At 71.8% G+C, this 21233-nt stretch carries 19 protein-coding genes; 16 read left to right on the top strand and 3 right to left on the bottom strand.

Translation table 11 applies throughout. From position 1 onward, the window contains the following. Positions 1–11: 11 nt before the first annotated feature. Positions 12–2210, top strand: coding sequence for an NAD-dependent DNA ligase LigA (gene ligA, locus ACFYZZ_RS29370; RefSeq protein ID WP_389182090.1), 2199 nt, complete (start codon positions 12–14; stop codon positions 2208–2210). 259 nt (positions 2211–2469) lie between these two features. After that, entirely contained in the window at positions 2470–4710 is a 2241-nt protein-coding gene (locus ACFYZZ_RS29375) for a putative bifunctional diguanylate cyclase/phosphodiesterase (RefSeq protein WP_389182093.1), read from the top strand. An 83-nt stretch (positions 4711–4793) separates the two neighbouring features. On the opposite strand, the gene ACFYZZ_RS29380 is transcribed toward ACFYZZ_RS29375, so the two are convergent. Then, a complete protein-coding gene (locus ACFYZZ_RS29380; RefSeq protein ID WP_389182096.1) occupies positions 4794–5372 on the bottom strand; it encodes a TetR/AcrR family transcriptional regulator in 579 nt (192 codons plus the stop codon). An 87-nt stretch (positions 5373–5459) separates the two neighbouring features. Here ACFYZZ_RS29380 and ACFYZZ_RS29385 point away from each other — a divergent pair, with 87 nt between their 5' ends. The 13 genes from ACFYZZ_RS29385 (at position 5460) to ACFYZZ_RS29445 (ending at position 17912) form a co-directional block, all read left to right on the top strand. Further along, on the top strand, positions 5460–5831 hold the full coding sequence (locus tag ACFYZZ_RS29385) for a DUF4267 domain-containing protein (RefSeq protein ID WP_389182099.1): 372 nt from the start codon (positions 5460–5462) through the stop codon (positions 5829–5831). 32 nt (positions 5832–5863) lie between these two features. Beyond that, complete coding sequence (locus ACFYZZ_RS29390) at positions 5864–6358, top strand: cupin domain-containing protein (RefSeq protein ID WP_389182101.1); 495 nt, start codon at positions 5864–5866, stop codon at positions 6356–6358. Between the two features lie 104 nt (positions 6359–6462). Next, complete coding sequence (gene gatC / locus ACFYZZ_RS29395; protein WP_030231941.1) at positions 6463–6759, top strand: Asp-tRNA(Asn)/Glu-tRNA(Gln) amidotransferase subunit GatC; 297 nt, start codon at positions 6463–6465, stop codon at positions 6757–6759. 2 nt (positions 6760–6761) lie between these two features. Further along, on the top strand, positions 6762–8258 hold the full coding sequence (gatA, locus tag ACFYZZ_RS29400) for an Asp-tRNA(Asn)/Glu-tRNA(Gln) amidotransferase subunit GatA (RefSeq protein ID WP_389182104.1): 1497 nt from the start codon (positions 6762–6764) through the stop codon (positions 8256–8258). Continuing rightward, positions 8255–8494, top strand: a complete 240-nt coding sequence (locus tag ACFYZZ_RS29405) for a hypothetical protein (RefSeq protein WP_020942391.1) — start codon at positions 8255–8257, stop codon at positions 8492–8494. Before gatA ends, ACFYZZ_RS29405 begins: the two co-directional genes overlap by 4 nt. A gap of 16 nt (positions 8495–8510) precedes the next feature. Next, the gene (gene gatB, locus ACFYZZ_RS29410) at positions 8511–10025 is read left to right on the top strand and encodes an Asp-tRNA(Asn)/Glu-tRNA(Gln) amidotransferase subunit GatB (RefSeq protein ID WP_386576596.1); all 1515 of its coding nucleotides are present in this window, start codon (positions 8511–8513) and stop codon (positions 10023–10025) included. A gap of 118 nt (positions 10026–10143) precedes the next feature. After that, a complete protein-coding gene (locus ACFYZZ_RS29415) occupies positions 10144–10479 on the top strand; it encodes a hypothetical protein (RefSeq protein ID WP_389182107.1) in 336 nt (111 codons plus the stop codon). Between the two features lie 222 nt (positions 10480–10701). Beyond that, on the top strand, positions 10702–12933 hold the full coding sequence (locus tag ACFYZZ_RS29420) for an MMPL family transporter (protein ID WP_389182110.1): 2232 nt from the start codon (positions 10702–10704) through the stop codon (positions 12931–12933). Further along, positions 12911–13486, top strand: a complete 576-nt coding sequence (locus ACFYZZ_RS29425) for a GNAT family N-acetyltransferase (RefSeq protein WP_389182113.1) — start codon at positions 12911–12913, stop codon at positions 13484–13486. Before ACFYZZ_RS29420 ends, ACFYZZ_RS29425 begins: the two co-directional genes overlap by 23 nt. Positions 13487–13521: 35 nt before the next feature. Then, entirely contained in the window at positions 13522–14124 is a 603-nt protein-coding gene (locus tag ACFYZZ_RS29430) for a hypothetical protein (protein ID WP_389182116.1), read from the top strand. A 196-nt stretch (positions 14125–14320) separates the two neighbouring features. Then, positions 14321–14512: a hypothetical protein gene (locus ACFYZZ_RS29435; protein WP_389182119.1), complete on the top strand. Its 192-nt coding sequence runs from the start codon at positions 14321–14323 to the stop codon at positions 14510–14512. A 116-nt stretch (positions 14513–14628) separates the two neighbouring features. After that, the gene (locus ACFYZZ_RS29440) at positions 14629–17667 is read left to right on the top strand and encodes an AAA family ATPase (protein ID WP_389182122.1); all 3039 of its coding nucleotides are present in this window, start codon (positions 14629–14631) and stop codon (positions 17665–17667) included. A 38-nt stretch (positions 17668–17705) separates the two neighbouring features. Beyond that, a complete protein-coding gene (locus tag ACFYZZ_RS29445) occupies positions 17706–17912 on the top strand; it encodes a DUF6191 domain-containing protein (protein WP_389182125.1) in 207 nt (68 codons plus the stop codon). Positions 17913–17932: 20 nt separating this feature from the next. Here the strand turns inward: ACFYZZ_RS29445 and ACFYZZ_RS29450 are convergent, their stop codons facing one another. Beyond that, complete coding sequence (locus ACFYZZ_RS29450; RefSeq protein WP_389182128.1) at positions 17933–19093, bottom strand: PQQ-dependent sugar dehydrogenase; 1161 nt, start codon at positions 19091–19093, stop codon at positions 17933–17935. Positions 19094–19161: 68 nt separating this feature from the next. After that, entirely contained in the window at positions 19162–20160 is a 999-nt protein-coding gene (locus tag ACFYZZ_RS29455; protein ID WP_389182130.1) for an aldo/keto reductase, read from the bottom strand. A gap of 74 nt (positions 20161–20234) precedes the next feature. Here ACFYZZ_RS29455 and ACFYZZ_RS29460 point away from each other — a divergent pair, with 74 nt between their 5' ends. Next, positions 20235–21188 (top strand): 2-hydroxyacid dehydrogenase, encoded by a 954-nt coding sequence (locus ACFYZZ_RS29460; protein WP_389182133.1) that lies wholly within the window; start codon positions 20235–20237, stop codon positions 21186–21188. Positions 21189–21233 lie beyond the last annotated feature (45 nt).

Raw genomic sequence — 21233 nt, forward strand, 5'->3', positions numbered from 1 at the left:
AGGACCACACGGTGGCCGGCGACAAGCAAGCGGAAACCACGGCAGTGCCCGCCGAGGCCCGCGAGAAGCACGCCCAGCTCGCGGAGCAGGTCGAGGAGCACCGCTTCCGGTACTACGTGAAGGACGCTCCCGTCATCAGCGACGCGGAGTTCGACCAGCTCCTCAAGACGCTGGAGGCGCTGGAGGAGCAGTACCCGGAGCTGCGCACACCGGACTCGCCGACCCAGAAGGTCGCGGGGTCCTACGAGACGGAGTTCACGGCGGTCGAGCACCGCCAGCGGATGATGTCCCTGGACAACACCTTCAACGACGACGAGCTGGCCGCCTGGGCCGACCGCATCGCGCGCGAGCTGGGCGACCAGGAGTACCACTTCCTGTGCGAGCTGAAGGTGGACGGCCTGGCCGTCAACCTCACCTACGAACGCGGCCGTCTCACGCGCGCGGCCACCCGCGGCGACGGCCGCACCGGCGAGGACATCACCCCGAACGTCCGCACGATCGCGGAGATCCCGGACCGCCTCCACGGCGACGACGTCCCCGACCTCGTGGAGATCCGCGGCGAGGTCTACTTCCCGATGGAGAAGTTCGAGGAGCTGAACGCCCGGCTGGTCGCGGCGGGCGACAAGCCCTTCGCCAACCCCCGCAACGCCGCCGCCGGTTCGCTGCGCCAGAAGGACCCGCGGGTCACCGCGACCCGCCCGCTGCACATGGTCGTCCACGGCATCGGCGCCCTGGAGGGCTTCACGGGCATGACCCGCCTCTCCCAGGCCTACGACCTGCTGAAGACCTGGGGCCTGCCCACGTCCCCGCACAACCGGGTGGTCGACGACCTGGGCGGCGTACGGGAGTTCATCGCCCACTACGACGGCGAGAACCGCCACTCCGTGGAGCACGAGATCGACGGCGCCGTCGTCAAGCTGGACGAGATCCGGCTCCAGGGCCGTCTCGGCTCCACCGCCCGGGCCCCGCGCTGGGCGATCGCCTACAAGTACGCGCCGGAAGAGGTCAACACCAAGCTCATCGACATCAAGGTGGGCGTCGGCCGCACCGGCCGCGTCACGCCGTACGCCCAGGTCGAGCCGGTCACGGTCGCGGGCAGCGAGGTCGAGTTCGCCACCCTGCACAACCAGGAGGTCGTCAAGGCCAAGGGCGTGCTCATCGGCGACACGGTGGTGATCCGCAAGGCCGGTGACGTCATCCCGGAGATCCTCGGCCCGGTGGTCGACCTGCGGGACGGCGCCGAGCGGGAGTTCGTGATGCCCAGCGAGTGCCCCGAGTGCGGGACGCCGCTGCGGCCCATGAAGGAGGGCGACATCGACCTCCGCTGCCCCAACGCGCGTACCTGCCCGGCCCAGTTGCGCGAGCGCGTCTCCTACCTCGCGGGCCGTGAGTGCCTGGACATCGAGAACTTCGGCGCGGTGGCCGCCGCCGCGCTGACCCGCCCGCTGGAGCCGGCCGACCCGCCGCTGGTGGACGAGGGCGACCTGTTCGACCTGACGGTGGAGAAGCTGCTGCCCATCAAGGCCTACGTCCTCGACCCGGACAGCGGCCTGCCCAAGCGGGACCCCAAGACGGGCGAGGAGAAGGTCGTCACGGTCTTCGCCAACCAGAAGGGCGAGCCGAAGAAGAACACCCTCGCGCTGCTGGAGAACATCGAGGCGGCCAAGGCCCGACCGCTCGCCCGCTTCCTGAACGGCCTGTCGATCCGGCACGTCGGCCCGGTGGCGGCGCAGGCCCTCGCGCGCGAGTTCCGCTCCGTCGACCGCATCGAGCAGGCCACCGAGGAGGAGCTGGCCACCACCGACGGCGTCGGTCCGATCATCGCCGCCGCCCTCAAGGAGTGGTTCGCCGAGGACTGGCACCGCGAGATCGTCCGCAAGTGGAAGGCGGCCGGAGTCCCGCTGGAGGACGAGTCGTCCGGCGAGGACGAGGGGCCGCGCCCGCTGGAGGGTCTCACCGTCGTCGTGACCGGCACGCTGGAGAACTTCACCCGGGACGGCGCCAAGGAGGCGCTGCAGAGCCGCGGTGCGAAGGTGACCGGTTCGGTTTCGAAGAAGACCTCGTTCGTCGTGGTGGGCGACAATCCGGGATCGAAGTACGACAAGGCCATGCAGCTCAAGGTTCCGGTTCTGAACGAGGACGGTTTCGGCGTCCTGTTGGAGCAGGGGCCCGAGGCGGCGACGGAAGTCGCGCTTCCGACCGGGGAGTAGCGGTTGAAGGCCACCCGTTCGGCGCATATCAGTTGCATACGGGTGGCCCAGGCGCATTCGGGCAACCGTCGACGACCGCTGCCCGAGGAAGCCTTCCGCGGCCTACTGTTGAGGTGTGCGCCTGCCGTGCCCAGCTGCGGCTGGGGCATCCCCCTGCCCGCGAAGGGCACGGGGAAGGTTTCTTCGACGCGGAGCCGCTGATGGTTGTCGGGCATCGGGCCGCGTGGCGTGGGCACCGCCGGCTGTGAGAGGGACGGGAATGGAACCGACCGAGAGCGCCGCCCCGGACTCACGGCTGCGCCTGCGCCGCCGTGCGGTCGCGTGGCGGGGGATCCGGTGGACCGGGTGGGGCGCCGAGCGCACGGGCACTCGGGCGCGCCCGGCCGGACCGGGCACCGCGACCGAGGCACACACACCGATCCCGCCGGCCACCGAGGCCGCCCCCGCGCTGCCCGGCAGCGACCCCGAACGGCACCTGTCCTGGCCCGCGTTGCCCGCGGGCCTCGTGGCGGCCGCCGGCTTCGCCCTGGGCGCGGGCTTCTACCGCGCCTTCAGCGACAACCACGCCCTCTTCCCGGGCGGCACGCTCGGCTGGTCGCTGGCCGTGCTCACCGGCACCATCGTCGGCCACCTCGTGATGCTCGGCCGCGCCCGCTGGTGGGGCGGCACGGGCTCCGGCGCGGCCCTCACCCTCGCCGTCCTGCTGCTGTACGGCTGGGTGCCCTCCGCGATGGTCAGCCTCACCGTCGTCGTCCTGGTCGGCATAGCCAGGCGCAACCGCTGGCGGCAGGGCGTGCTGCACGGCGCGGTGGACATCCTCGGGATCAGCGCCGGCGCCCTGGTGCTCGGCGCCTTCGGGCGCGTACCGACGGTCGAGGATCCCTGGAGCCCCGACAGCTGGACCATCGCCACCGTGCCCGAGGTGGTGCTGGTCGCCGCCGCCTATCTCCTGGTCAGCCGCGGCCTGCTGTGGTACCTGCACGCACCGCGCGGCGGCGGACTGCCCACCGTCGCCCGTACTGCCCTGGTCAGACAGGGTCTGGTTGCCGTCGCGCTGCTCGGCATCGCCCCGCTGGTGTGCGTGGTCGCCGACGCCCAGCCGATCCTGCTCCCGCTGTTCGCCATCCCGCTGATAGCCCTCGACTCCACGCTGTGGATGGCTCGGGCCCGCGCCGAGGAGCAGCTGCGCGACCCGCTGACCGGACTGCCCAACCGGCAGTGGCTGCTGGAGCGGATCTGGACCGCCCTCGACGACGCCGAGCGCATCGGCGCCCGCACCGCCCTCATGCTGATCGACCTCGATCGATTCCGGTCGGTGAACGACACCCTCGGTCATCTCGCCGGTGACCGGCTGCTGCTGCAGATAGCCGACCGGCTGCGGATCGCCCTCCCGCGCGGCGCGGAGGCCGCCCGGCTCGGCGGTGACGAGTTCGCCGTCTTACTGCCGGTCGCGGACTCCACCACGTCCGCCACCCGGGTCGCCCGCGGCCTCGTCGCCGCCCTCAGCTCCCCGCTCGACCTCGACGGGCTCACCCTCGTCCTGGAGGCCAGCGCCGGCGTCGCCGTCTTCCCGGACCACGCGCTGGACGCCGAGGGGCTGCTGCGGCGGGCGGACGTGGCGATGTACCAGGCGAAGCGGGACCGTACGGGCGTCGAGGTCTACGAGTCCAAGCGGGACTCCAACACCCCGGACCGGCTGGGCCTGCTGGGCGATCTGCGCCGGGCGCTGGACGCGCACGAGGTGCAGCTGCACTACCAGCCGAAGGTCCGCTTCGACGGACAGGTCGCCGGCCTGGAGGCGCTGGTGCGGTGGGTGCATCCCGAGCGCGGGAAGGTGCCGCCGGACGAGTTCATAGCGATAGCCGAATCCTCGGGGCTGATGCCCCATCTGACGGAGTACGTGCTGGAGACCGCGCTCGCACAGGTCGCCCGGTGGCGGGCCCAGGGGCTGCGGGTGCCGGTGGCCGTGAACGTCTCCCCGCGCGACGTCCACACGCCCGGCTTCGCGGGCTCCGTCGCCGCCCGGCTGGCCCGGCACGGAGTCCCCGCGGGAGCGCTCCAACTGGAGATAACCGAGCACGTGCTGCTGGAGGACCCGCAGCGGGCCGCTGACACCCTCGCCGGGCTCACCGGGCACGGCGTGAAGATGTCCCTGGACGACTTCGGCACCGGGTACTCCTCGCTGGTGCATCTGCGGCGGCTGCCGGTGAGCGAGCTGAAGATCGACCGGTCCTTCGTGGCCCGGCTGGCCGTGGACGCCGAGGACGCCGAGATCGTGCGCTGCACGGTCGACCTGGCGCACTCGCTGGGGCTGCTGGTCGTCGCCGAGGGGGTGGAGGACGACGAGACCTGGGAGCGGCTGCGCGACCTCAACTGTGACGCCGTGCAGGGATGGCTGGTCGCCGCGGCGATGCCCCCCGAGGAGACGACGGCGTGGCTGCTGGCGCGGGGGTCCCGTGGGTGGCAGCGGCCGCGGGCCGCTCTGCCGGCTGCCGAGTAGTCTTCGCACCCGCCCGCCCGTTCAGCTCGACTGGACCGTTGCCGCTTCCCGCGGGGGTCCATCGCCGCCGGCGGCTGCGGGTGTCAGTTCCCGGCGAAGTGCCCGATCAGCAGGGCGAGCCTGCGCTCATGCGCCTCCTCCGGCAGTCGACCACTGCGCATCAGCGTCACCAACCCGTGCAGCCCCGCCCAGAACGTCTCCGTCAGCAGGCCGGGGTCGTCGCCCTCGGCCGCGATCGGCTGGACGGCGCAGAACAGTTCGCCGAACGCCGCCCGCAACGGCTCCGGTGCCTCCTCCGTGGCGAACGGCAGGTCCACGAGGTGGGTGAACATCGCGTCGTAGAGGGCCGGCCGGCGCCGCGCGAAGGACGTGTACGTCTCCGCCACCGCCGCCAGTGACTCACGCACGCCCTGCGCCTCAGCCCGCGCCGAGGCCAGCTCGGCCGCCAGGTCCGCGCAGCCCTGCACCACGACCGCGGCCATGATCGCGCCCTTGCCCTTGAAGTGGCTGTAGAGGACCGGCTGGCTGTACTCGATCTCGGCGGCCAGCCGACGCGTGGTCACCGCGTCCCAGCCCTCCGCCTCCGCCAGTTCCCGCGCGGTCGTCACGATCAGCCGCTCGCGTTCCGCTCGTTCGCGCTCTCGGCGCGTCTGGATCGTCATGCCCGCAATTCTAGCACCGCTAGTGTTTCTGTCGATGCTCTGCTAGCTTCGCTCTTGTCCCTAGCGTTGCTAGCGAGGAGAAGAGACGTGACCGTCACCGCGTACACCCTGGCCGTCGTGCTCGACCTGTTCTGCGTGTTCCTCGGATACCGCTTCCTGTTCCAGCCCGCCTCCGCCGCGGCCGGCTACGGCGTGCCCGCCCGGCCGGAAGGCGACGCCGGTGCCTACCTCACGGTCAAGGGCCTGAAGGACGGCACCTTCGGCCTGCTGGGCCTGGCGCTGCTGGCCTTCGTCGGAGCGCAGGCCGAGGCCTGGTTCATGCTCTGCGTGGCCCTTGTCCCGCTCGGCGACACGCTGATAGTCCTGCGCAACGGCGGCACGAAGGCCGTCGCCTTCGGGATCCACTTCGCCACCGCGGTCGTTGTGCTGATCAGCGCCGCGCTGCTCTTCCTCGTCTGACCACGGCACCACCGTCACCAGGGGGTTTTGAGATGTCGCTGTTCGTTCCGAAGTTCGACGAGTCCGTGATCGTCCGAGAGGCCGAGGCCGAGGTCGTCGGCCGCGCGCCCACCACCGTGCGCCTGCTGGCCGACAGCAGCCGGACCGGCGGCGCGCTGTCCACCCAGCGCGTCACCCTCACGGCGGGCGCCGACGGCGCCAAGCCACACTGGCACGACAACTCCGCCGAGATGTTCTTCCTGCTGGACGGCGCCGCCGACATCCTCTCCGGCGAGGACGTCGTCACCGCCGGCCCGGGCGACCTCGTCATCGTCCCGCCCGGCAAGCCGCACGCCTTCGCCGCCGTACCCGGCGCCGACGCCGACCTGCTCATCGTCATCACACCGGGCGTCGAGCGCTTCGAGTACTTCCGCCACCTGCAGCGCATCGCCCTCGGCGAGGTCCCCCCGGAGAGCCTCCTGGACGTGCAGGAGCTGTACGACAACCACTTCTTGAGCAGTGAGGCCTGGGACGCGAGGCGGTGCTGAGGGCGCGCTGACGGCGGGGCCCCGGCAAACCGTTTCACGGTCACCGGGGCCCGCCCCATAGGATTGGGCCCTAACCACACACACTCACCCCAGAGGAACGCTGCATGCCTGGCATCACGCGCGAGGAGGTCGCCCACCTCGCCCGGCTGGCGCGTCTGGAGCTGAAGCCCGAAGAACTCGAACACTTCGCAGGCCAGCTCGACGACATCATCGGCGCGGTCGCCCGCGTCAGCGAGGTCGCCGACCAAGACGTACCGCCGACCTCGCACCCGCTCCCGCTGACGAACGTCATGCGGCCGGACGAGGTCCGTCCCTCGCTCACCCCCGAGCAGGCGCTCTCCGGCGCCCCGGCCCAGGAGCAGCAGCGTTTCAAGGTGCCGCAGATCCTGGGGGAGGACTGACCATGACGGACAGCATCATCAAGCTCACTGCGGCCCGGACCGCCGAGAAGATCGCCTCCGGCGAGCTGACGGCCGTCGAGGTCACCGAGGCCCACCTGGCCCGCATCGAGGCCGTGGACGAGAAGGTCCACGCCTTCCTGTACGTCGACCGTGAGGGCGCGCTCGCGCAGGCCCGCGCCGTCGACGAGAAGCGGGCCCGCGGCGAGAAGCTCGGCCCGCTGGCCGGTGTCCCGCTCGCGCTCAAGGACATCTTCACCACCGAGGGCGTGCCGACGACCGTCGGCTCGAAGATCCTCGAAGGCTGGATCCCGCCGTACGACGCGACGCTGACCAAGCGGCTGAAGGCCGCCGACGTCGTCATCCTCGGCAAGACCAACATGGACGAGTTCGCCATGGGGTCCTCCACCGAGAACAGCGCCTACGGCCCGACCGGCAACCCCTGGGACCTCACCAAGATCCCCGGCGGCTCCGGCGGCGGTTCCAGCGCCGCTCTCGCCTCCTTCCAGGCCCCGCTGGCCATCGGCACCGACACCGGCGGCTCCATCCGCCAGCCGGCCGCCGTCACCGGCACGGTCGGCGTGAAGCCGACGTACGGCGCGGTCTCCCGCTTCGGCATGGTCGCCTTCTCGTCCTCCCTGGACCAGGGCGGCCCCTGCGCCCGTACGGTCCTGGACGCGGCCCTCCTGCACGAGGTCATCGCCGGGCACGACCCGCTCGACTCCACCTCCATCGACGCCCCCGTCCCGCCGGTGGTCGAGGCCGCCCGCAACGGCAGCGTCGCGGGCATGCGGGTCGGCGTGGTCAAGCAGTTCCGCGGCGAGGGCTACCAGGCCGGCGTCATCCAGCGCTTCGACGAGTCGGTCGCGCTGCTCAAGGAGCTGGGCGCCGAGATCGTCGAGCTGGACTGCCCGTCCTTCGACCTCGCGCTGTCGGCGTACTACCTGATCGCCCCGTCCGAGTGCTCGTCCAACCTCGCCCGCTTCGACGGCCTGCGCTACGGCCTGCGGACCGGCGACGACGGCGGCCACTCGGCCGAGGAGGTCACCTCCCTCACCCGTGAGGCGGGCTTCGGCCCCGAGGTCAAGCGCCGCATCATGCTCGGCACGTACGCGCTGTCGAGCGGCTACTACGACGCCTACTACGGCTCCGCGCAGAAGGTCCGCACCCTCATCACGCGCGACTTCGAGAAGGCCTTCGAACAGGTCGACGTGATCGTCTCCCCGACGACGCCGACCACCGCCTTCGCGATCGGCGAGCGCGCCGACGACCCGATGGCGATGTACCTGGCCGACCTGTGCACCATCCCGACCAACCTGGCGGGCAACGCGGCCATGTCGCTGCCCTGTGGCCTCGCCCCGGAGGACAACCTCCCGGTGGGCCTGCAGATCATCGCCCCGGCGCTGAAGGACGACCGCCTTTACAAGGTCGGCGCCGCCGTCGAGGCCGCCTTCGTGGAAAAGTGGGGGCACCCGCTGCTCGAGGAGGCTCCGTCGCTGTGAGTGCACTGAACAAAGCCAAGGGCTTCAAGAAGTCGAAGTCCGGCACGTACCTGTCGATGGCCGGGACCGCGTTCGGCGCGTTCGGTGTGGCCAAGCAGATCAAGAAGGCGCGCGCCGAGCACGACACGCTGCGGCTGATCGACGCCACCGTGTCCGCCGTCGCGATCGTCACCGGCCTCGCCATCCTCTACCGCGAGCTGAAGCGGCTGGGCGACGACGACGTCCTGCTGGGCTGAGAGGGAAGTTTTCACCGTGACCACCACGACCGACCTGGTGTCGTACGAGGACGCACTGGCGTCGTACGACCCCGTCATGGGCCTTGAGGTCCATGTCGAACTCGGCACCAAGACCAAGATGTTCTGCGGGTGTTCGACCGAGCTGGGCGCCGAGCCCAACTCGCAGACCTGCCCGACCTGCCTCGGCCTGCCCGGCTCGCTCCCGGTCGTCAACGCGACCGGCGTCGAGTCCGCGATCAAGATCGGTCTCGCGCTGAACTGCGAGATCGCCGAGTGGTGCCGCTTCGCCCGGAAGAACTACTTCTATCCGGACATGCCGAAGAACTTCCAGACCTCCCAGTACGACGAGCCCATCGCCTTCAACGGCTACCTCGACGTGCAGCTGGAGGACGGCGAGACCTTCCGCGTGGAGATCGAGCGCGCCCACATGGAGGAGGACACCGGCAAGTCGACGCACGTCGGCGGTGCCACGGGCCGTATCCACGGCGCGCAGCACTCCCTCCTCGACTACAACCGCGCGGGCATCCCGCTCATCGAGATCGTCACCAAGCCGATCGTCGGCGCCGGCGACCGTGCCCCCGAGGTGGCGAAGGCGTACGTCCGTGAGCTGCGCGAGGTCATCCGTGCCCTCGGTGTCTCCGAAGCCCGCATGGAGATGGGCCAGATGCGCTGCGACGTCAACCTGTCGCTGATGCCCAAGGGCAGCGAGAAGTTCGGCACGCGCTCCGAGACGAAGAACGTCAACTCGCTGCGCTCCGTCGAGCGTGCGGCCCGGTTCGAGATCATGCGCCACGCTGCCGTGCTCTCCTCCGGCGGCACGATCATCCAGGAGACCCGCCACTTCCACGAGGACACCGGGTCGACGACCTCGGGCCGCGTGAAGGAGGAGGCCGAGGACTACCGGTACTTCCCGGAGCCCGACCTCGTCCCGGTGGCGCCCTCGCGCGAGTGGGTCGAGGAGATCCGCGCCGCGCTGCCGGAGATGCCGCTGGCCCGCCGCACCCGCCTGCTCGCGGAGTGGGGCATCTCGGCCACCGACATGCAGGCGATCCTCAACGCCGGCGCGCTGGACCCGATCGTCGCCACGATCGACGCCGGTGCCGACGCGGCCTCCGCCCGCAAGTGGTGGATGGGCGAACTGGCGCGCAGCGCCAACGAGTCGGGCAAGTCGCTGGACGAGCTGTCGATCACGCCGGCGCAGGTCGCCCGGGTCACCGAGCTGGTCAGCTCCGGCGACCTGAACGACAAGCTGGCCCGCCAGGTCATCGAGGGCGTCCTCGCGGGTGAGGGCACCCCGGACGAGGTCGTCGAGAAGCGCGGCCTCAAGGTGGTTTCCGACGACTCGGCCCTCGGCACGGCCGTCGACGAGGCCATCGCCGGCAACCCGGGCATCGCGGACAAGATCCGCGGTGGCAAGGTGGCCGCGGCCGGTGCCCTGGTCGGCGCGGTCATGAAGGCGACCCGCGGTCAGGCCGACGCGGCCCGCGTCAAGGAACTGATCCTGGAGAAGCTGGGCGTCAGCGAGGGCTGACGTTCGTGAACTCCCTGGGGGGACACACCGGAACCGGTGTGTCCCCCCAGGCATGTGGTCGTTCGCACCGAAGGCCCCGCATCAGGTTTCCCGGCCGGACGCGCTACGCTCGCCCGCCATGAGTGGACGTACCGATTCCGACACCGCTACCGACGCCGAACCCGTCATATCCGACGTGGACGACGTGGAGGAGCCGGCGGACGACGTCTCGGACGCCCGCCGGGCCCGCTGGGTCGCCTCCGGCACCGGGGTGCTGCTGTGTCTGGCCGGACTGGCCGCCGCGGTGCTGCGGCTCACCGGCTCCGCCCCGGCCCTCGTACCCGCCGCGTACGCCCTCGGCGCCGCCGTCTGTGCCCTCGCCGCGGTCCTCGGCTCGCGGGGCCGTACCCGCCGTGCGCTGTGGCTGCTGATCCTGGGGACGATGGTCATGGCGCTCGGCGACCAGTTCGACTGAGGAGTCGCGAAGCGCACCAAAGTACCCGCGGGGACGACAGAGTTCACCGGATTGTCCTGTGACGTCCCTCCCACTCCTGTGAATAAGCCCATGAACGCGGCAAACGATCACTTTCGCCTGCAAGAGTGTCTCGCGTTGCTCATTCGTTCTTTGCGGGCTGTTCAGTTCATGGACGATGGTTCCCGGCCAAAGATCCACAAATCGTCCCCTGGGAGCAGGTCCGTGGCAGCCCTCGCGCGTTGGTGTGTCCGCCACCGCCTGATCACCGTCCTGCTGTGGCTGCTCGCCTTCGGCGGGGTCGGTGCGGCCGCCGCCACGGCCGGTTCGGCGTACTCGAACGACTACGAGGCCCCCGGCACCGAGTCGGGACGCGCGACGCGGCTGCTCCAGGAGGGCTTCCCGGGCCTGGGCGGCGACAGCGACACCGTCGTCTGGCACACCACCGACGGCACCGTCCGCGCGCACGGCGTCCGGCGGACCATGACCCGCACCCTGGACCGGATCGCCGACCTGCCGGGAGTGGCCTCCGTGTCCGGCCCGTACGGTCGTCACGGCGCCCACCGGATCAGCGCCGACGGGCACACGGCCTACGCCACCGTCACCTTCGCCCAGCAGGCCGAGCACATCGGCAAGTCCGAGGCCGAGGCGGTCGTGCGCACCGCCAGGGCCGCCGAACGGGACGGGCTGCGGGTGGAGCTGGGCGGCAGCGCCATCGAACTCACCGAGTCCGCGCGCGGGCACACGGCCGAGGTGGTCGGCGTGGCGGTCGCGGCCGTGGTGCTGTTCCTCGCCTTCGGTTCGCTCGCCGCCTCGCTGCTGCCGATCGCCACCGCGCTGATCGGCGTCGGCACGGCGTACGCCGGCATCGGGCTGCTCGGACACGCCATGACCGTCGCCGACTTCGCGCCCATGCTCGGCCTGCTGATCGGGCTCGGCGTCGGCATCGACTACGCGCTCTTCATCGTGACCCGGCACCGGCGCGGTCTGAAACGCGGCCTGAGCGTCACCGAGGCCGCCACGAACGCCGTGGCCACCACCGGACGCGCGGTCGTGTTCGCGGGTGCGACCGTGTGCATCGCCCTGCTGGGCATGCTGATCCTGCGCCTGGGCTTCCTCAACGGGGTGGCCGTCGCCGCGTCGTTGACGGTCGTCCTCACCGTCGCGGCCTCCGTCACCCTGCTGCCCGCCCTGCTGGCCTGCATCGGACCGCGCGCGCTCAGCCGCCGCGAGCGGCGCCGGCTCGCCCGGCGCGGCCCACGGCCCGAGCTGCCCACCGGTCTCGCCGCCCGCTGGTCCGCGTTCGTGGAGCGCTGGCCCAAGCTGCTCGGCTCCCTCGCTGTCGCCGTCATCGCCCTGCTCGCGCTGCCCACGCTCTCCCTCCACCTCGGCACCTCCGACCAGGGCAACGACCCGCACTCGTCCACCACACGGCAGGCGTACGACCTCCTCGCGCAGGGCTTCGGCCCCGGCGTCAACGGTCCGCTGACCCTGGTGACCCGGGTGGACGGCGGCGACGACAAGCTCGTCCTGGACGGCCTCGACACCACCCTGCGCTCCACCCGGGGCGTCGCCTCGGTCACCCCGGTGACCTACGACTCCGGCGGCGACACCGCCTACCTCACCGTCGTCCCCGACTCCGCGCCCCAGTCGCAGCGCACCAGCGACCTCGTCGACCGGCTGCGCACCGAGGTGCTCCCGCGCGCGGAGACGGGAACCTCCCTCGACGTGCACGTCGGCGGAGTGACGGCGAGCTATGACGACTTCGCGGATGTGATCGTAGGCAAACTGCCGCTGTTCGTCGGCGTGGTGATCGGGCTCGGCTGTCTGCTGCTGCTCGTCGCCTTCCGCTCGCTGGGCATCCCGCTGAAGGCGGCCGCGATGAACATCGCCGCCGTGGCCGCCGCCTTCGGCATCGTCGTCGCCGTCTTCCAGTGGGGTTGGGCCAGCGAACTGCTCGGCCTCGGCCGGGAGGGCCCCATCGAGCCGTTCCTGCCCGTGATCATGGTCTCGGTGCTGTTCGGGCTCTCCATGGACTACCAGGTCTTCCTGGTCAGCCGGATGTACGAGGAGTGGCTGGAGACCGGCGACAACCGGCGGGCCGTGCGCGTCGGACTCGCCGAGACCAGCCGGGTGATCAACTCCGCCGCGGTCATCATGATCTCCGTCTTCCTCGCCTTCGTGCTCAGCGGCGACCGCGTGATCGCCATGTTCGGCATCGCGCTCGCCTCCGCCGTGGCCCTCGACGCCTTCGTCCTGCGCACCCTGCTCGTGCCCGCCCTGATGCACCTGCTCGGCGCCGCCAACTGGTGGCTGCCCGCCTGGCTGGAGCGCCGGCTGCCGCGCATCAGCATCGAACCGCCCGAGTGCCGCGCCGCACATGAGAGGCTCAGCAGGGTGTCCATGGAGGAACTGCGTGAGGAGCAGCAGCGCGATGTACGCGATATCCCTGGGTGAGGACGGCGCCGAACTGCGCCCCCTGGAGGTCTGGCACGCCGAGGAGGTCCTCGCCAACATCGACCGGGGGCGGGAGTACATCGGCCGGCACATCGGTCTGCCGGACGCGGTGTCCGACCTGGCGGGTGCCAGGTCCTGGGTGAAGTCGTACGCCGACAAGCGCGCCGCCGACGCCGGCAGCCTGCACGGGATCTGGCTGGACGGAAAGCTCGTCGGCGGCCTGCTGTTCCGTGTCTGGGACACCCCGAGCGGGGTCTGTGAGGCCGGCTGCTGGCTGGAACCGGCGGCGGCCGGGCGCGGCCTCGTCACGCGCGGCATGCGGGTGCTGCTGGACTGGGCGTTCGACGAGCGCGGCATGCACCGCGTGGAGTGGTACGCCTCCTCCGCCAACGAGGGCAGCATCAACGTGGCCAGGCGGCTCGGCATGAGCCGCGAGGGCGTCCTGCGGGAGAACTACCCGCACCGGGGCGTGCGCGCGGACACCGAGATCTGGGCGGTGCTGGCCCCGGAGTGGCGTGCCGTACGCGCGCGTGGCGCGCACAACGATCATTAAGAGACCTCTCAGACTGCGTCCGTACGGTGCCGGGCATGGCAACGAAGACTGAGGACCTCACCAAGACCGACGACGAGCAGGCACCGCAGGAGGGGGCCGCGGCTGCCGAGGCGGCGGCCGGGACGGACGCTGCGGAACCGGACGAGCAGCTGACCGACGAGAGCACCGAGGAAAGCACCGGGGAAGGCACCGGGGAGAGCGGGGAGCCCGAGGAGCCCGAGGAGGCGCCTCAGGAGAAGACGCCTTCCGGGGTCGGCCTGGGCGCCGGTGCCGTCGTCTCCGCCGCGCTGGGCCTGGTCTCGCTCAGCGGCGGCTGGATCGGCACGGTCGCCGCCGCCCGTGAGACCCTCATCGGCCAGCTCCAGACCTCGTCCACGGCGAACGTCGCCACGCAGGTCAAGGAGGTCTACGGCGACGCCTGGCACACCACCGCCCTGTGGGCCGGCCTGTTCGCGCTGGCCGCGCTGATCACCGGCGTGGTCGTGCTCGCCCGGCCCGCGTTCGGCGTCCCCGGCCGCCCGCAGGCCGCGTGGATCAAGTCGGTCGCCTGGGCGGGCGTCTCGCTCGGCGTCATCGGCCTGCTCCTGGCCGTCCTGAAGTACTCCGACGCGCTGCTGGCCCTGCCCTCGACGGGCTGAGAAACCGCAGGTCCCAGGGGGCCTTAGGGAATCCGTAGGTACCTTACGGAGCCTCTGAGGCCCCTTATGCGCGTGGGCGGGCGCCCACGCGCGCGAAGATGCGGAACTCTCCCGATGTGGCGCACCCCCCGGGGAGACGAAGGTGGAGGCATCGCAGAAAGCGAAGCACGAAACCACCTCTCCCGAAGGACAGGTCATGTACGAGTACGAACTCCACCGGGTGCGTTCCGCCGAGCTGCTCCGGGAGGCCGCACAGGAGCGCCTCGCCCGCGAGGTCCGGCGCTCCCGTCGCACCGCCCGCCGCGAGGAGGCCGCACGGCACAGCAGCGCGGGTGCCGAGACCCATACCGATCGCCCCCGCAGGCACCGGCTCCCGCGCATCGCGTGAGCGCGGGCAGGGCAGAGGGCGGCCGTACGGGGGTCGGCCGTCCTCTGCCCCAGATTCGTACGACCATCGCACCGGAGCTGTGGAAAACAGGTGCACCGCCGTCCGGACCTCGTGCGATGCTCGGGCCCGTGGAGACCAGGTCCGTGAGTCCCGTGTTCGTCGGCCGTACCGACGAGTTGGACACCTTGAACGACGCGCTCGCCCGTGCCGCCGCGGGCGAGCCGCAGGCGTTGCTGCTCGGCGGAGAGGCGGGGGTCGGCAAGACCCGCCTCGTCGAGGAGTTCGCCGCGGCCGCCTGCCGTCGTGCCGCCGTCGTCGCCGTGGGCGGCTGTGTGGAGATCGGTGCCGACGGGCTGCCCTTCGCCCCCTTCTCCGCCGCGCTGCGCGCCCTGCGCGACGCCCTGCCCGAGGAGTTCGCCACCGCCGGCGCCGGACAGGAGGAGGAACTGGCCCGGCTGCTGCCCGAGCTGGGGGAGGCCACCTCCAGCCGCCACGACGAGCAGGGCATGGCCCGCCTGTTCGAACTCACCGCCCGGCTGCTGGAGCGGGTCGCCGCCGCGCACACCGTCGTGCTCGTCCTGGAGGACCTGCACTGGGCCGACGCCTCCACCCGCCACCTCCTCGCCTATCTCTTCCGCACCCTGCGCACCGGCCGCCTCCTCGTCCTCGCCACCTACCGCGCCGACGACATCCACCGCCGCCACCCGCTGCGCCCCCTGCTCGCCGAACTCGACCGGCTGCGCACCGTCCGCCGTCTCGAACTCGCCCGTTTCACCCGCGAGGAGGTCGGCCGCCAGATCGCCGGCATCCGCGCTGCCGAACCCGATCCCGCCCAGGTCGACGAGATCTTCGAGCGGTCCGACGGCAACGCCTTCTTCGTCGAGGAACTCGCCGTCGCCGCCACCGAGGGCTGCTGCACCGGGCTCACGGACTCCCTGCGCGACTTGCTCCTGGTCCGGGTCGAGGCGCTGCCCGAGAGCGCCCAGGGCGTCGCCCGGATCGTCGCCGAAGGCGGCTCCACCGTCGAGTACCGGCTGCTGGCCGCCGTGGCCCAGCTTGCCGAGGACGACCTCATCGAGGCGCTGCGGGCCGCCGTCGGCGCCAACATCCTCACCGCCACGACCGGCGGCGACGGCTACCGCTTCCGGCACTCCCTGGTCCGCGAGGCCGTCGCCGACGACCTGCTCCCCGGCGAACGCTCCCGGCTCAACCGGCGCTACGCCGAGGCCGTCGAGACCGACCCCACGCTCGTCCCCGCAGACGCCCGCGTGATGCGCCTGGCCAGCTACTGGTACCACGCCCACGACGCCGCCCGGGCCCTGCCCGCCGTCCTGGACGCCTCCGTCGTGGCCCGCCGCCGGCACGCCTACACCGAGCAACTGCGGCTCCTGGAGCGGGCGATGGAGCTGTGGGACGCCGCGCCCGAAGAGGTACGCGCCGCCCTGCGCCCCGTCGACTACACCGACGTCTACCCTCCGTGCGGCTGCGATCCGGCCACCGCCCCGCTGCGCTACCTCGACCTGATGGCGGAGGCGACGGTCGCGGGCCGTTTCTGCGGGGAGCGCGAACGCGCCCTGAAGATCTCCAAGAAGGCGCTGCGGCTCCTCCAGGACGAGCACGACCCGCTGCGCGCCGCCTGGTTCTGGGTGCAGCGCTCCCGGCTGGTCCAGGCCCTGGCCCGGGGCGACGGCTGGCAGGAACTCGCCTACGCCCAGGACCTGGTACGCGGCCTGCCACCCTCGGAGGTGCACGCCGAGGTGCTGGCCAACGTGGCCGGCTGGTCCATGCTCCACCAGCCCGGCCCCGAGGCCTTCGCCGCCGCCGAACGGGCCGTGGAGTACGCACGGATGGTGGGCGCCCGTGAGATCGAGCTCAACGCGCGCATCACCCTCGGCTGCCTGATGGTCGACGCGGGTGACGTCGACGCCGGGCTGGCGGAGACGACCCGGGTCATGGAGACCGCGCTGCAGGAAGGCGTGGCGCATGTCGCGGGCCGGGCTCATGTGAACCTGCCGTCCGAGCTGGAGGCGGTCGGCCGCTCCCGGGAAGCGGTGCCCATCCTGCGCGAGGGCATCGCCTTCGCCCGCAAGTACGGGCTGCTGGACTCCGAGGCGTGGATCTGGGGCAACCTCTCCGACTCGCTGTACGCGCTCGGCCAGTGGGACGAGGCCGCCGAAGCCGCGTCGGGCGCCCTGGGCTCCGCGGCCAGCGCCAAGCCCCGGGGCTCCGGCGCGCTGCGCCTGGCCCACATCGCCCTCGCCCGGGGCGACGCCGCCGAGGCCCGCCGCCAGCTGGCCATCTCCCACACCCACTACGGCACCCACGACCCTATGCCCCAGCAGCAGCTGCCCATCGCCCGCATCGCCATCGGTGTCGCCGCAGAGGAGGGCCGGCTCCTCGACGCCCGGGCCGAGCTGGACCGCGCTCTGGAGGTCGGCTTCCCGCCCGGCACCCAGCGCTACGGCTGGCCCCTGCTGCTGGCCGCCGCCACCGCCGAGGCCGACGCCCGCGCCCTGCCCGCGGCGGCCGACGGCCGTGCCGAGGTCCTCGACAAGCTCGCCGAAGCCGCACGGAAGCTCACCACCGGAGCACCCGTCTGGGACGCCTACGAGCGCTGGACCCGCGCCGAACTGCACCGCGCCCACGGCACCGACACCACAGCGCTCTGGTCGGACGTGGTCACCGACTTCGAGTGCCTGGACCGCCCCTACGACCTGGCCCGCGTCCGCCGCCGGCTCGCCCAGGCCCTGCTCGAAGAGGCCGCCGGCGACGACGAACGCGACCGTGCCACGGAGCTGCTCCGCCTGGCCGGGGCGGTCGCCGACCACCTGGGCGCCCGCCCGCTCGCCGAGGCCGTCGCCCGGCTCGCCCAGCGCGCCCGCCTCACCCTCACCCACACGCCCCGCAAGGCCCTCGACCCCGCCGAGAGCCTCGGCCTCACCAGCCGCGAGCGGGATGTCCTCCGCCTGGTCTCGGCCGGCCGCACCAACCGCCAGATAGCCGAGGAACTCTTCATCTCCCCGAAGACCGCGAGCGTCCACGTCTCGAACATCCTGTCCAAGCTCGGCGTCGCGGGCCGGGGCGAGGCGGCGGCCGTGGCGCACCGGCTGGGGCTGTTCCCGGCCGAACCGCTCACGGCCGAAGCGCCGGGCTGACCCGTACGCTGGAGAAAACCGGCAAGGGGGGAGAAGCCGTGTTCAACGCCTTCGAGGAACTGTTCGCACCCGGTCGCAAGCACACCCATGACGAAGAGAAGCGCCTGGAGCTGACCCGGGAGGACGTCGGGGACAACGACCCGAGCCGGGGCCCCATAGACCTCGCCTCGGGAAAGGTCGTCGTCCGCCGGCCCGAACCGCCCTCCACGGAAGCGGAGTCGGAGGACTCGGAGGACGGCGAGTGAGCCACGGATGAGCGGGGAGATTACTTCACCTCCACCTCCAGCACCCGGTCGTCGCCCTTCTTCGGCGTCCCCCGGCCGTCCGTGTTGCTCGTGACCAGCCACACCTTGTCGCCGCCCGCCGCGACCACCGTGCGCAGACGGCCGTACTCGCCGGTGAGGAAGGCCTGGGGTGCCGCCGCGGCCTCGGTGCCCCGCAGCGGGATGCGCCACAGGCGTTTGCCCTTCAGGCCGGCCATCCAGATGACGCCGTCGACGTAGGCGATCCCGCTGGGGGAGGCGTCGTCGGTGTGCCACTGGGCGATCGGGTTGTGGAAGCCGGCCTGCGAGGACCTGCCCTCCGCCTCCGGCCAGCCGTAGTTGTCGCCCGGCTTGATCGCGTTCAGCTCGTCCCAGGTGTCCTGGCCGAACTCCGAGGCGAACAGGCGCTGCCTGGAGTCCCAGGCCAGGCCCTGGACGTTCCGGTGGCCGTACGAGTACACGGGGGAGCCGGGGAACGGGTTGCCCGGGGCCGGCTCGCCCTCGGGGGTCAGCCGCAGGATCTTGCCGCCCAGGGACTTCTTGTCCTGGGCCAGGCCGCGGTTGCCGCTCTCGCCGGTGCCCGCGTAGAGCATCCCGTCGGGGCCGAAGGCGATCCTGCCGCCGTTGTGGATGATTCCCTTGGGGATGCCCCTGAAGACCGTGTCGGGGGCGCCCAGTTGCTCGCCGGCCGGCTTCTGCTCGTCGTACAGCATCCGGACGATGCGGTTGTCCGAGGCCGAGGTGAAGTAGGCGTAGATCATGTGGTCCGAGGCGTAGTCGGGCGACAGGGCGATGCCCAGCAGGCCGCCCTCGCCGGCCGGGGAGACCCCCGAGACCTTGCCCAGGTCGGTCTTGCGGCCCGTCTTCTCGTCGATCCGGGTGATCGTGCCCTCGTCACGGGAGGAGACCAGCAGCCCGCCGCCGGGCAGCGGGGCCAGGCCCCACGGCGTCTTCAGGCCCTCGGCCACCGTGCGCAGCACCTTCACCGAGCCCTTGGCCGCGGCGGCCGTCTCCGTGGCCCGGGCGGAGGACGCGGCGGCGCCCGGCGACGTCGTGCTCCCGCTGCCGTTCGGCGAGCCACCGCCGTCGGCGGAGCAGCCCGCCGTGAGCAGGAGCGCGGTCGCGGCCAACAGGGCCGTCACAACTCGACGTTGCACGATCATGGTCCCTTCGGGGCGGTGATCCAGCGGCAGCTTCTCCCATCTCACCACTGCTCGCCCCGCCCGGGCCCTCAGTCCCAGGATCCCCGCGCGGCCGGCAGTCGGGACACCTCCGCCAGGTCCTGTGCGGTCAGCCGGAGCGCGGCCGCCGCCGCGTTCTCCTCGGCCCAGCGCTCCTGCTTGGTGCCGGGCAGCGCGATCACCTGGCGCCCCTGGGCGAGCACCCAGGCAAGCGCCACCTGGGCCGCGGTGACGTCCTCGCCGTGCCGGCGGGCGACACGGCGCAGTCCGGCGACGATCGGCTGGTTGGCCGCCATCATCTCGGCCGTGAACCGGGGGTGGCGGGCGCGCAGGTCGTCCGGCTCGAAGCCCTCTCCCGGGGTGAGCGTGCCGGTCAGGAAGCCGTTGCCCAGGGGCATCGCCGCCAGGAAGCCCACCCCCCGCGCCGCGCACCACGGCAGCAGCCCGTCCAGCGCCTCCGGCGACCACACCGACAGCTCCGCCTGCACCGCGCTCACCGGGAAGACCTGTTGTATCCGCTGGAGCTGACGCAGGGTCGCGTCGTACAGCCGGGATCCGGAGCGGCGCCCGCCGCGCGCACCCACCGCGCACACACCCAGCGCCCGTACCTTCCCCGCCTGCACCAGCTCGGCCATCGCGCCCCACGTCTCCTCGACCGGGACCTCGGGATCCGCGCGGTGCAGCTGGTAGAGGTCGATCACGTCCGTCTGCAGGCGCCGCAGCGAGGCGTCGCAGGCCCGCCGCACATACCCCGGGCGGCCGTTGGCCACGATGTGCTGCTCGCCCACGAGCAGCCCCACCTTCGTCGACACGAAGGCGTCCGCACGCCGCTCCCTGAGCACCCGCCCCAGCAGCAGCTCATTGGTGAACGGGCCGTACATGTCCGCCGTGTCCAGGAGGGTCGAGCCCAGATCCAGAGCCCGATGCACGGTTCTGAGCGATGCGTCGCCCCGCTGCCGGGATCCGCTGTACGCCCAGCTCATCGGCATGCACCCGAGTCCGACGGCCCCCACCGCGAGCGCCCCCGCGCCGATCGTCCTGCGCTCCACCTGCTCGTGAACCTCCCTCTGCCGGCCCCCAACCTAACCTCTGCACACCTGTACGACTGACATAGCCTCCTGGCATGAGTGCAGACGTGTGGCTTCCCATCCCGCCGGACGAGATCGAGGGGCTTCCCGAGGGGCTCCGGTACCTGTTCTGGGACGGGGGCGAGAGCGGCGACGAGGAGTTTCCGGGCGACCCCGCGGACTGTGTCGTGTACGTGGTGCCGTACATGAAGCGGTGGCCGGTCAAGGTGCGCCCACTGGAGCATCTGACCAACGTTCAGGTCATCCAGACACTCACCGCGGGCGTGGACGACGTCACCGCCCGGCTGTCGGCGATCGTGCCCGGGGTCCAGCTGTGCAACGCGCGCGGTGTGCACGAGGCGAGCACGGCCGAACTCGCGCTGACCCTGACCCTGGCCTCCCTGCGCGGCATCCCCCAGTTCGTCCGGGCGCAGCAGGAGGAGCGCTGGCAGAGCGCGTTCTACCCCGCCCTCGCCGACAAGAGCGTCCTCATCGTCGGTTATGGCGCCATCGGCTCGGCCGTCGAAGACCGGCTCGTGCCCTTTGAAGTAGCGCGGGTGGCGCGCGTCGCGCGCTCCCGGCGCACCACGGCGCGCGGTCTGGTGCACCCGCTCACCGAATTGCCCTCACTGCTTCCGGAAGCCGATGTCGTGATCCTCTGCACGCCCTTGACGGAGGAAACCCATGGTCTGGTGGACGCGGAATTCCTGGCCCGTATGAAGGACGGGGCGCTGCTCGTCAACGTCGCCCGGGGAGCCGTCGTCGACACGAAGGCGCTGCTCGCGGAGGTGGAGAACGGGCGCATCACGGCGGCCCTCGACGTGACCGATCCCGAGCCGCTGCCGCCCGGACACCCCTTGTGGCAGGCGCCCGGCGTGCTCATCAGCCCGCATGTGGGCGGGCCCACGTCGGCCTTTCTGCCGCGCGCCAAGCGGCTGCTCGTGGACCAGTTGAACCGCTTCGTGAACCAGGAGCCCCTGCGGAACGTGATCCTCACAACAGGGGCGTAATCCGCTTCCGGTACCCTCCGCAATCTTCCGAATGCGAGCGGTACT

The organism is Streptomyces sp. NPDC001816 (assembly GCF_042892235.1).
Lineage (GTDB): Bacteria > Actinomycetota > Actinomycetes > Streptomycetales > Streptomycetaceae > Streptomyces.

Excerpts from the sequence above, each read along its gene's own strand:
- ACFYZZ_RS29390 (WP_389182101.1), top strand. The coding sequence starts at position 5,864 with ATGTCGCTGTTCGTTCCGAAGTTCGACGAGTCCGTGATCGTCCGAGAG.
- ACFYZZ_RS29430 (WP_389182116.1), top strand. The coding sequence starts at position 13,522 with ATGGCAACGAAGACTGAGGACCTCACCAAGACCGACGACGAGCAGGCA.
- ACFYZZ_RS29380 (WP_389182096.1), bottom strand. The coding sequence starts at position 5,372 with ATGACGATCCAGACGCGCCGAGAGCGCGAACGAGCGGAACGCGAGCGG.
- ACFYZZ_RS29450 (WP_389182128.1), bottom strand. The coding sequence starts at position 19,093 with ATGATCGTGCAACGTCGAGTTGTGACGGCCCTGTTGGCCGCGACCGCG.
- ACFYZZ_RS29440 (WP_389182122.1), top strand. The coding sequence starts at position 14,629 with ATGCTCGGGCCCGTGGAGACCAGGTCCGTGAGTCCCGTGTTCGTCGGC.
- ACFYZZ_RS29375 (WP_389182093.1), top strand. The coding sequence starts at position 2,470 with ATGGAACCGACCGAGAGCGCCGCCCCGGACTCACGGCTGCGCCTGCGC.
- ACFYZZ_RS29460 (WP_389182133.1), top strand. The coding sequence starts at position 20,235 with ATGAGTGCAGACGTGTGGCTTCCCATCCCGCCGGACGAGATCGAGGGG.
- ACFYZZ_RS29425 (WP_389182113.1), top strand. The coding sequence starts at position 12,911 with ATGTACGCGATATCCCTGGGTGAGGACGGCGCCGAACTGCGCCCCCTG.
- gatC (WP_030231941.1), top strand. The coding sequence starts at position 6,463 with ATGCCTGGCATCACGCGCGAGGAGGTCGCCCACCTCGCCCGGCTGGCG.
- ACFYZZ_RS29435 (WP_389182119.1), top strand. The coding sequence starts at position 14,321 with ATGTACGAGTACGAACTCCACCGGGTGCGTTCCGCCGAGCTGCTCCGG.
- ACFYZZ_RS29415 (WP_389182107.1), top strand. The coding sequence starts at position 10,144 with ATGAGTGGACGTACCGATTCCGACACCGCTACCGACGCCGAACCCGTC.
- gatA (WP_389182104.1), top strand. The coding sequence starts at position 6,762 with ATGACGGACAGCATCATCAAGCTCACTGCGGCCCGGACCGCCGAGAAG.